The 10,411-nt window shown below is 74.3% G+C and carries 9 protein-coding genes and 1 pseudogene; 3 read left to right on the forward strand and 7 right to left on the reverse strand.

Features of this window, described 5'->3' with window-relative positions:
- Window positions 1-979 (reverse strand): helix-turn-helix transcriptional regulator (locus KIK08_RS34060; protein ID WP_214407433.1); only part of this gene is annotated, 979 nt, incomplete at its 3' end.
- A 136-nt stretch (window positions 980-1,115) separates the two neighbouring features.
- Here KIK08_RS34060 and KIK08_RS34065 point away from each other — a divergent pair.
- A complete protein-coding gene (locus tag KIK08_RS34065) occupies window positions 1,116-1,355 on the forward strand; it encodes a hypothetical protein (RefSeq protein WP_214407434.1) in 240 nt (79 codons plus the stop codon).
- A gap of 585 nt (window positions 1,356-1,940) precedes the next feature.
- Here the strand turns inward: KIK08_RS34065 and pafA are convergent.
- On the reverse strand, window positions 1,941-3,302 hold the full coding sequence (pafA, locus tag KIK08_RS34070) for a Pup--protein ligase (protein WP_214407435.1): 1,362 nt from the start codon (window positions 3,300-3,302) through the stop codon (window positions 1,941-1,943).
- 381 nt (window positions 3,303-3,683) lie between these two features.
- Here pafA and KIK08_RS34075 point away from each other — a divergent pair, with 381 nt between their 5' ends.
- Window positions 3,684-5,231, forward strand: a complete 1,548-nt coding sequence (locus KIK08_RS34075; RefSeq protein ID WP_308258064.1) for a bifunctional phosphatase PAP2/diacylglycerol kinase family protein — start codon at window positions 3,684-3,686, stop codon at window positions 5,229-5,231.
- 171 nt (window positions 5,232-5,402) lie between these two features.
- On the opposite strand, the gene prcA is transcribed toward KIK08_RS34075, so the two are convergent.
- The 4 genes from prcA to dop form a co-directional block, all read right to left on the reverse strand.
- Complete coding sequence (prcA, locus tag KIK08_RS34080; protein WP_214407436.1) at window positions 5,403-6,206, reverse strand: proteasome subunit alpha; 804 nt, start codon at window positions 6,204-6,206, stop codon at window positions 5,403-5,405.
- 82 nt (window positions 6,207-6,288) lie between these two features.
- A complete protein-coding gene (gene prcB, locus KIK08_RS34085; protein ID WP_214407437.1) occupies window positions 6,289-7,164 on the reverse strand; it encodes a proteasome subunit beta in 876 nt (291 codons plus the stop codon).
- Window positions 7,165-7,346: 182 nt separating this feature from the next.
- Window positions 7,347-7,544, reverse strand: coding sequence for a ubiquitin-like protein Pup (locus KIK08_RS34090; protein ID WP_214407438.1), 198 nt, complete (start codon window positions 7,542-7,544; stop codon window positions 7,347-7,349).
- A gap of 141 nt (window positions 7,545-7,685) precedes the next feature.
- Window positions 7,686-9,185, reverse strand: a complete 1,500-nt coding sequence (gene dop, locus KIK08_RS34095; protein WP_214407442.1) for a depupylase/deamidase Dop — start codon at window positions 9,183-9,185, stop codon at window positions 7,686-7,688.
- 91 nt (window positions 9,186-9,276) lie between these two features.
- On the opposite strand from dop, the gene KIK08_RS34100 reads away from it, so the two are divergent.
- On the forward strand, window positions 9,277-9,858 hold the full coding sequence (locus KIK08_RS34100; protein ID WP_214407439.1) for an NUDIX domain-containing protein: 582 nt from the start codon (window positions 9,277-9,279) through the stop codon (window positions 9,856-9,858).
- A gap of 11 nt (window positions 9,859-9,869) precedes the next feature.
- Here KIK08_RS34100 and KIK08_RS34105 read toward each other — a convergent pair.
- A pseudogene (locus tag KIK08_RS34105) lies at window positions 9,870-10,411 on the reverse strand (RDD family protein); the annotation flags it as partial.

A 10,411-nucleotide genomic window follows, 5' to 3' on the forward strand; every position in this document is an offset into this window, starting at 1 on the left:
CGGCCGCCGGCTCGTGGGCGGCCGCCGCAGCGGCCCAGCCCGCCCGCACGGCCGCGATCAGCGCCTCCGGGCCCAGCACCGCGACGTCCGGGCCCTGCCCGGCCAGCCAGCGCGCGACCGTGTCGACGCTGCGCAGGTCCAGCTCGACCTCGTCGCCGGGACGTCCCCGGTGGGTGCGCGGACCCACCGGCCGCGCGATGCGACGCAGCCCGTGCGCCCGCCCCGCGGCCACCCACACCCGGGCGCTGCCGGTGACCGGCGGAGGGGCGACGTTGTGCCGGACCATCGCCATCAGGTCGACGTCGGGGGGCACCCGCACCGCCGCGGACGGACCGACAGCCCGCACCGGCTCGCTGATGCGCGAGAGCCGGAACGAACGCGGCGCGTCGCGGTCGCGGTCGTGCCCGACCAGGTACCAGCGGCCCCGCCAGGACACCACGCCCCACGGCTCGACCGTGCGCTGGGCCACCTCGGACTCGCCGCTGCGGCGGTGGCCGAAGGTCACCACCCGGCCCGCCTGGACCGCGGCCAGCAGCGGCCCGAACGCCGGGTCGGCGGTGATGACCCGCGGCTCGACGCGGCCCCGGTCCTCGTCGACCTCGACGCCGGCCGCGCGCAGCTTCAGCAGCGCGCCGTGCGCCGGGCCGGCCAGCTCCGGGGACTCCCACAGCCGCGAGGCCAGCGCCACCGCGGCCGCCTCGTCGGGTTCGAGGTCGATCTCGCCGAGTTCGTAGTCCTGGCGGGCCACCCGGTAGCCGTCGATCGAGTCGAAGCTGGAGGTGCGCCCCACCTCCAGCGGCACGCCCAGCTCGCGCAGCTCGTTCTTGTCGCGCTCGAACATGCGGAAGAACGCCTCGTCGGTGGGCGCGTCGGCGTAGCCCGGCACGATCGAGCGGATCCGCTCCGCGCTCAGGAACTGCCGGGTGGACAGCAGGCAGAGGACCAGGTTGACCAGCCTCTCGGCCCGGGCAGAGGACACGGGGGGATCCTACGACCAGCGCCGATGGCCCCGTGGCCGGCCGCCGCGACTCGCCGGCCCCGCGCGCCCGGCGGCGTCTCATGATGCGACACCCGCCGGTCTTGACCCGCCGTGTGACCGCGCCCACGCTCGGCGGGTGGACTCCCAGCCGGTGGAAACGTTCAACCCGTGGACCGTGGTCAACCTGGTGTTCAACCACCTCGCCGAGCAGGGTCTGCACCCGGTGCTGGGCGGGCACGGCGACCCCGCCGTGCCCGCGGCCGCGCTGCTGCGCGCGTTCGGCGTCGAACCCGGCCGCAACGACGAGAGCGTGACCTCGCCCGCGGTCCAGGACACCCTCGCCGACCTGCGCGCCCGCATGTTCCCCGACGTCTGACCCCGCCCCCCTCACCGCGTGGGGCGCGCCGTGGGACGTGGCTGGTTGGACGAACGTGGCTTTCGTGCGGCGGCGTTGGACGAGAGCCGCGCTCGTGCGGCCGACCGCAGCGAGGGAGGGCCGTCCTCGCAGGGGCTGGGGTGGTCTCGCAGCGCTGGCGGGGGACGTCGCAGCGCTGGCTGGGTCGTCGCAGCGCGCCGGCGGGCTGCGACGACACACCAGGTGCTGCGGGCACACTCCCGGCTCGGCCCGTGGGCGCGGAGCGCCCACACCACCCCCGAGTGCTCCCCTGCTTGAGCCGAGGTCCCCGCTGGAAGCGCGCCGGAGGCGCAGCAGACAGTGACGTCCCTGGGCGACGTGACCAGCCAGCGTGAAGGCGCCTTCGGCCCCGTCACGCCCAGGCGAACTGTGAGCGTCTGAGCAGGGAAAGAGCGCCTCCGCGGCGGGCGACCTCAGATCAAGCAGGGCCCTCCTCGCAGGGGTGTGGGCGCGCTTCGCGGGCGCCGCCGCCGCACGAGCGCGGCGTTCGTCCAACCAGGTTGGACGAGAGCGGCTCCCGTCCAACCAGCCCGGGGTCCTCTCGGGTCAGAGGGAGGCGATCAGGCGGTCGACGCGCTCGTCGACCGACCGGAACGGGTCCTTGCAGAGCACGGTGCGCTGGGCCTGGTCGTTGAGCTTGAGGTGCACCCAGTCGACGGTGAAGTCGCGCCCGGCGGCCTGGGCCGCGGCGATGAAGTCGCCGCGCAGCTTGGCCCGGGTCGTCTGCGGCGGGGTGTCCTTGGCCGCCTCGATCTCGCCGTCGTCGGTGACCCGGTCGACCAGGGACTTGCGCTGCAGCAGGTCGAACAGCCCCCGGCCGCGGCGGATGTCGTGGTAGGCCAGGTCGAGCTGGGCGATGCGCGGGTTGGCCAGGTCGAGGTTGTCGCGGCGGCGGTAGCGCTCGATGAGCCGGTGCTTGATGGCCCAGTCGATCTCGCGGTCGATCAGCGACAGGTTGCCGGACTCGACGGCGTCCAGGGTGCGGCCCCACAGCTCCAGCACCCGCTGGATGGTCGGGTCCTCGCTCCCGCGCGCGGCGACGTGCTCCACGGCCCGCGAGTAGTACTCCCGCTGGATGTCCAGCGCGCTGGCCTCCCGCCCCCCGGCCAGCCGCACCGTGCGCCGCCCGGTCAGGTCGTGGCTGATCTCGCGGATCGCCCGGATCGGGTTGTCCAGGGTGAAGTCGCGGAACTGCACCCCGGCCTCGATCATCTCCAGCACCAGGTGCGCGGAGCCGATCTTGAGCAGGGTGGTGACCTCGGACATGTTCGAGTCGCCCACGATGACGTGCAGGCGGCGGTAGCGCTCGGCGTCGGCGTGCGGCTCGTCGCGGGTGTTGATGATGGGCCGGGAGCGGGTGGTCGCCGAGGAGACGCCCTCCCAGATGTGCTCGGCGCGCTGGCTCAGGCAGTACACCGCGCCGCGCGGGGTCTGCAGGACCTTGCCCGCGCCGCAGATCAGCTGCCGGGTGACCAGGAACGGCAGCAGCACGTCGGCGATCCGGGAGAACTCGCCCGCCCGGGCGACCAGGTAGTTCTCGTGGCAGCCGTAGGAGTTGCCCGCCGAGTCGGTGTTGTTCTTGAACAGGTAGATGTCGCCGCCGATGCCCTCGTCGACCAGCCTGCGCTCCGCGTCGACCAGCAGGTCCTCGAGGATGCGCTCGCCCGCCTTGTCGTGGGCCACGAGCTGGGCCAGCGAGTCGCACTCCGCCGTCGCGTACTCGGGGTGGCTGCCGACGTCGAGGTAGAGCCGGGCGCCGTTGCGCAGGAAGACGTTGGACGAGCGCCCCCACGAGACCACCCGGCGGAACAGGTACCGCGCCACCTCGTCCGGGGAGAGGCGTCGCTGTCCGTGGAAGGTGCAGGTGACCCCGAACTCGGTCTCCACACCGTAGATCCGCCGCTGCATCCCGCCAGCGTATGCGTAGACCGGCTGATCGTGACACGTTCCGCGCCGACGGGATCGCCCCCGGATCGCCTCAGGATCGCCCGATCGGCGGCCCTGCACTCCCCAGGGTGTCCCCGCGGGGACGGCCTCCCGCACCGGCCGGGTAGTTCTACCGAAGCGCGGGGCGCACCACCGCCGATAGCTTTCTGCGCGGAGACGGCGGACGATCCGCCGGCTCCGCTCCCCGGCAGGTCGGGGGGACGCGCCGGGCCCGTGGGGGGTGCCCGGCAGGACCCGTCGGGGAAACCCGCACCCGCCGTCGCGCCCGGCGGCGGGCGCGGCGCCGGGGCCGAGGTGGCCTCCCGCGCTGCCCCGGCCCCGGCGGCCCCCTAGGGTCGGCCCGTGATCTCCCGGCTGCGGCGCTACACCGGCCACGTGAACGACACCGACCGCGCCATCTCCCGGGCCGTGTCCGCACTGCCGCCCAGCCCGCTCGACCCGACCATGAAGGCGCTGTCCACCGCGGCGAACCACAGCCTGCTCTGGTTCGCGATCGCGGCCGCGCTGGCCGGGCGCCGCGGGGTGACCCGCAAGGCCGCCTTCCGCGGCGCGCTGGCCATCGCCGGCGCCAGCACCACCGCCAACGCGATCATGAAGCCGCTGCTGCCGCGCCGCCGCCCGGCCGCCTCCGAGCTGCCCGCCTACCAGACCATCGACAACCCGCCGACCTCCTCGTCGTTCCCGTCCGGGCACGCCGCCTCGGCCGCCGCGTTCGCCACCGCGCTGGCCATGGAGAAGCCGCGCCTCGGCCTCGCGGTCGCGCCGCTGGCCGCGAGCGTGGCCTACTCCCGCGTCCACGTGGGCGTGCACTGGACCTCCGACGTCCTGGTCGGGGCCGGGCTGGGCGCGGGTGTGGCGCTGGCCACGCAGCGCTGGTGGCCGGTGCGGGTCAGCGACGAGGCCAGGGCCCGGCCGCTGGACACCGTGCCCGAGCTGCCCCGGGGTCGCGGCCTGGTCATCATCTCCAACCAGCGCTCCGGCGACCCCGACCACGACCCGGCCGACGAGCTCGTGCGGGCCTTCCCCGCCGCCGTCGTGGTGCGCGCCGAGCCCGACCGCGACCTCGACGAGCAGCTCGACGAGGCCGTCGAGAAGCAGGGCGACGCGGCCAAGGCGATCGGCGTGGCCGGCGGCGACGGCTCGGTCGCCGCGGCCGCAGCGGTGGCCGGCAGGCGCGGGCTGCCGATGGTCGTGGTGCCCACCGGCACCCTCAACCACTTCGCCCGCGACGTCGGCGTCTACGACCTGCAGGAGGCCGTGGACTCCACCGGGGCAGGGCAGGCCGTCGCGGTCGACCTCGCCCTGGTGGAGATGCACCCGGGAAAGGGCGCCGACCCGCTCAGCGAGGAGGTCGTGCGCACCCGCTGCTTCATCAACACCGCCAGCCTGGGCTCCTACCCCGACCTGGTGCGCCTGCGCGAGCGGTGGCAGCCCCGCTGCGGCAAGTGGCCCGCCTTCGCCGCGGCGCTGGTGACGACGCTGCACCGGGCCGAACCCGTGAAGATCAAGATCGACGGTCGGTGGACGTCGGTGTGGTTCCTGTTCGTCGGCAACGGGCCCTACCACCCGCGCGGCGCCGTCCCGGCCTGGCGGCCCACCCTGGACTCCGGGCTGCTCGACATCCGCTGGCTGCGCGCCGACCTGCGGTTCTCCCGCCTGCGCGCGGTGGGCGCGCTGCTGATCGGCGCCATCGGGCACAGCCGCGTCTACGGCGAGCGCCAGGCCGCCGAGATCGACGTCGAGCTGGCCCTCCCGGGCATGCTGGCCACCGACGGCGAGGTCGTCGAGGAGTCGGGCCGCTACACCTTCCGGGTCGCCGAGAAGCCGATCCCGGTCTACCGCCGCCACGAGGACCAGTGGACGGACCGCGACCGCCCGTTCCAGGGCTGACACCCGGCCGCGCGGGCTGACCCGGCCCGGCACTCCCCCGTCACCGGCACGTTGTTCCGGTCAGCGTTTCGCTGACTGGACGATGGTGTCAATCGATCATTGACAGAATGGGCCGGGAAGAGCCCCGGCCGCCACGGCCGGGGCTGCGTCCCGAGGACCCGCGCCAGAGCGCTACGAGCGCGGCTGGTCGCCGTCCCCCGCGCCGCCGCCGGCCGGGACGTCGTCGCCGCCGGCCACACCCGACGAGGCCGGGGCGTCGACCGACCGGTTCTCCTCCGGCAGCAGCTCGCGCAGGGCGGCGCCCTCGATGCGGCGGAACGTGCGGCGCGGGCGGCTCCGGTCGAGGACGGCGACCTCCAGCGCGGACACCCCGAGCAGCCGGTCGGCGGCCGGGGTGCCGTTGGGCATGCCCGACTGCAGCCCCTCCACCGCGACCGCGACCGCGGCGGGCAGGTCCAGCCCGGCGCGGTAGGTCTCCTTGAGCTTGGCGCTGATCGGCTCGGTGGTGCCGCCCATGACCACGAACTGCGGCTCGTCGGTGATGGAGCCGTCGTAGGTGACCCGGTAGAGCTCGTCGGAGTCGGAGTCGCCGCCGACCGCGGCCAGGCACAGCTCGACCTCGTAGGGCTTGGGCTGGTCGACGAACGCGCTGCCCAGCACCTGGGCGTAGAAGTTCGCCAGCATGCGGCCGGTGACGTCGCGGCGGTCGTAGGAGTAGCCGCGGACGTCGGCCATCCGGATGCCGGCGTTGCGCAGGGTCTCGAACTCGTTGTAGCGCCCGACCGCGGCGAAGCCGATCCGGTCGTAGATCTCCGAGACCTTGCGCAGCGCGCGCCCGCGGTTCTCGGCCACGAACAGCACGCCGCCGGAGTAGGTCAGCACCACGACGCTGCGCCCGCGCGAGATCCCCTTGCGGGCCAGCTCCGAGCGGTCGCGCAGCAGCTGGTCGACCGAGGAGTAGAACGGCATCGTCACGGGGAGGGCTCCTGGATCCTTCTGGTCGTCACGGGTGATCGGCGACGGGTGATCGGCGTACGGGTGGTGCGGTGCGGTGGCCTCAGCCGCCGGGCCGTTCGGTGCGCCCGGTGACGACCTCGCGCACGACCGCCTCGATCTCCTCGTCGGAGCGGCGGACCGCGCCGTCGTCGCCGGTGATGCTGACGACCACCGGGAAGATGCGCCGGACCAGGTCGGGGCCGCCGGTGGCGGTGTCGTCGTCGGCGGCGTCGTAGAGGGCCTCGACCGCGGTGCGCACGGTGGCGGCCAGGTCGGCCGAGGGGTCGTGCAGCTTCTTCAACGAGGACTTGGCGAACACCGACCCGGAACCCACCGAGTGGTAGCCCAGCCACTCGTCGTAGCGCCCACCGGTGGCGTCGTAGGTGACGATCCGACCCGCCTGGGCCGGCTCCTTCTCGGTGTCGTATCCGACGAACAGCGGCACCACGACGAAGCCCTGCATGGCCGCGCCGAGGTTCTGCTGGACCATCGAGGCGAGCTTGTTGGACTTGCCGTCCAGCGACAGCGGCACGCCCTCGAGCTTCTCGTAGTGCTCGAGCTCGACGGAGAACAGCCGCACCATCTGGATGGCGATGCCGGCCGAGCCGGCGATGCCGACCGCGGAGTGCGAGTCGGTGATGAAGACCTTCTCGATGTCGCGCTGGGCGATGACGTTGCCCGACGTGGCCCGCCGGTCGCCGGCGATGACGACGCCGCCGGAGAAGGTGAGCGCGACGATCGTGGTGCCGTGCGGGACGTCGAGCGTGTGCCCGCCCCCGCGGGGACCGGGGGCCGCGGCGGGCGGCCGGCCGGCGTCGCCCGTCCGGCCCGGCAGCAGGTGCGGGGCGTTGGCGGTGACGAAGTCGGTGAACGACGACGGGCCGGGCGCGAGGTACGCGCCGATGCCCGCCGGGGTGACCGGCGACCCGAACTCCATGGTCTGGTGCGTGCCTTCCCTCGTGCGGTGCGTGCCCGGGGCTCGGCCGGGCAGCGCTGACGCGGCCGAGCCCGACGAGCCGTGCCGATCGTTCGTGCCGACCGTGCCGGGCAGATCTTGCCGTGCTGGTGGTGCGTGGTGCCAGTGGGCCCCCGGTGCGCGGGCCCGCCCCCGGCGAGCGGCTACTGGCCGCCCTTCTGGACGTAGGCCCGGACGAAGTCCTCGGCGTTCTCCTCGAGCACGTCGTCGATCTCGTCCAGGATCGTGTCGACGTCCTCGCCGAGCTTCTCGCGCCGCTCCTGGCCGGACGCCGCCGCGTCCGCCCCGTCCTCGTCGTCGCCGCCACCGCCGCCCTGGCGCTTGGTCTGCTCCTGGGACATGTCTGCCTCCCTCATCGCGCGCCGACGCCCGGACCACCCGCGCGACCGCGGGCCGATCCGGGTCGGCGTAGGTTGAACATTACCCAGCCGACCGCCGACACGCCCGCGAATCCGGGGCCGCCGATGGGCGGGCCGGTGGGCTCAGCCCCGGGTGAGCGCCTCGACGAGCTCCTCGGCGGTGGCCGAGTTGTCGATCAGCTCGCCGACGTGGCGGCGGGTGCCGCGCAACGGCTCCAGGGTGGGGATCCGCACCAGCGACTCGCGCCCCAGGTCGAAGATGACCGAGTCCCACGACGCGGCCGCGACCTCGGTCGGGTAGCGCTCCAGGCAGCGCCCGCGGAAGTAGGCGCGGGTGTCCTCCGGCGGTGTGCGCATGGCCGCGGTGACCTGCTCCTCGTCGACCAGCCGCTTCATCGAGCCGCGGGTGACCAGCCGGTTGTACAGGCCCTTGGCCATCCGCACGTCGGAGTACTGCAGGTCGACCAGGGCCAGCCGCCCGGAGCTCCAGGTGAGCCCGTCGCGCTCGCGGTAGCCCTCCAGCAGCCGCAGCTTGGCCGGCCAGTCGAGGCGGTCGGCGCACTCCATCGGGTCGCGGGCCAGCGCGTCGAGCACCTCGCCCCAGATCCGCAGCACCTCGGCGGTGTCGTCGTCGACGTCGGAGCCCATCGTGTTCTCGACGTGCTTGCGCGCCTTCTCGAAGTAGGCGGTCTGCACGTCCAGGCCGGTCATCCGGCGGCCGTCGGTGAGCTCGACGGTGGTCTTGAGCGTCGGGTCGTGGCTGATCCGGTGCACCGAGCGGACGGGCTCGGCCAGGCGCAGCTCGTCGAACCGGACGCCCTTCTCGATCATGTCCAGGACCAGCGCGGTGGTGCCGACCTTCAGCAGCGTGGAGTACTCGCTGAGGTTGGCGTCGCCGATGATGACGTGCAGGCGGCGGTACTTGTCCGCGTCGGCGTGCGGCTCGTCGCGGGTGTTGATGATGCCGCGCTTGAGCGTGGTCTCCAGCCCGACCTCGACCTCGATGTAGTCCGAGCGCTGGGCGAGCTGGTAGCCGGCCTCGTCGCCGGAGGCTCCGATGCCGACCCGGCCGGCGCCGCAGACGACCTGGCGGGTGGCGAAGAACGGGGTCAGCCCGGCCACGATCGACGGGAACGTGGTGGAGCGGGCCATCAGGTAGTTCTCGTGGGAGCCGTAGCTGGCGCCCTTGCCGTCGACGTTGTTCTTGTACAGCTGCATCCGCGGCGCGCCGGGCACGGTGGCGGCGCGCTCGGCGGCCTCCTCCATCACCCGCTCCCCCGCCTTGTCCCAGATCACCACGTCGCGCGGGGTGGTGACCTCGGGGGTGGAGAACTCGGGGTGGGCGTGGTCGACGTAGAGCCGGGCGCCGTTGGTGAGGATGACGTTGGCCGCGCCGAGGTCGTCGACCTCGGTGTCGCTCGTGCTGTGCAGCGTCGGCGCGGACAGGTCGAACCCGCGGGCGTCGCGCAGCGGCGACTCGACCTCGTAGTCCCAGCGGGCGCGGCGCGACCGGGGGATGTCCGCGGCCGCGGCGTAGGCCAGGACCACCTGGGTCGAGGTGATGACCGGGTTCGCCGAGGGGTCACCGGGGACCGAGATGCCGTACTCGATCTCGGTGCCCATGATGCGGCGGGCGGTCACCGGACCACCCCCCGGGCGGCGACGTACCGTGCGTGCGGAGCCATACGGCGAGCCTAGTCGCGGTCGGGAGATGATGAAGGTGCAGGTTGGGCAGGACGCCGCCGCCGAGCGGGTGGCGCTGTTCGACGCCGGGGGCCGGGTGGTCGGTGCCGCCCCGCGCGGCGTGGTCTACCGCGACGGCCTCTGGCACGGCGCGACGGGCGTGCTGCTGCGCAGCGGCGACGGCGACCGCGTCTACCTGCACCGCCGCGCGCCGGACAAGCTGATCTTCCCGGGCGTGCACGACTGCTGGGCCGGTGGGGTGATCGGGCCGGGCGAGTCGCCCGAGGTCGCCGCGGCGCGCGAGCTGACCGAGGAGCTCGGGGTGAGCGGGGTGCCGCTGGTGCCGATCGAGTACTTCCCGTTCGACGGCTTCGCCAGCGGCGCGGGCGCCGGCTCCCCCGGCGGCACGGACGCCCCGGTCCGCTGCCACATGTTCACCTACGAGGTCCGCTGGGACGGCCCGGTGCGCCACCAGCCGGAGGAGATCGTCTGGGGCGACTGGATCACCCTGGCCGAGCTGCGCGCCCGCCTCGACGACCCGGTGGGCTGGCCGTTCGTGCCCGACGGCCGGTTCGGCATCGAGCGGTGGTTCGCCCTGCGCGAGCGGGGCTGAGGCCACAGCGCTCACTCGTGCCGCACCGGCAGCGCGGGTGGCTCCGGAGCGTGCCGGGTCCGCCGGTCCAGCAGCACGGTGCCCGTCCAGATCCCGCCCAACCCGCGGTGCCCGGTGGTGGCCAGCAGGCCGACCAGCCCGACCAGCCCCCAGAGCGTGCCGACCGTCGCGGCGAGGTCGCCGATGTCCTGCAGCAGGACGAAGCCGCCGGTGCCGGCCGTGCTGCGGGCCAGCAGGCGGACCCGGGACGGCCGGGAGCCGTCGGGCAGGGACGGGCGCAGCAGCACCGCCCGCTGGCCCATGGTGCCGCCCGGGCCCAGCACCGGCAGCAGCACGAACAGCAGCGCCCAGGGCAGCCAGGTGCCCACGACCGCCTCGGCCGGCCCGATCCAGCCCGGCCCGGCCCAGCCCGACGGCGCCTCCGGATCCGGTGTCGCGCCGCCGAGGAGCAGCGCGGCGCGCAGCGGGACGACCAGGGTCGCCCCGAGCAGCACCACCGCCAGCAGGTCGCACAGCGCCCCGAGCAGCCGCCGCCGCGCGGTGACCGGGCGCG

The sequence above is a fragment of the Pseudonocardia lacus genome (genome assembly GCF_018531445.1).
In the GTDB taxonomy this organism is placed as follows: Bacteria; Actinomycetota; Actinomycetes; order Mycobacteriales; family Pseudonocardiaceae; genus Pseudonocardia; species Pseudonocardia lacus.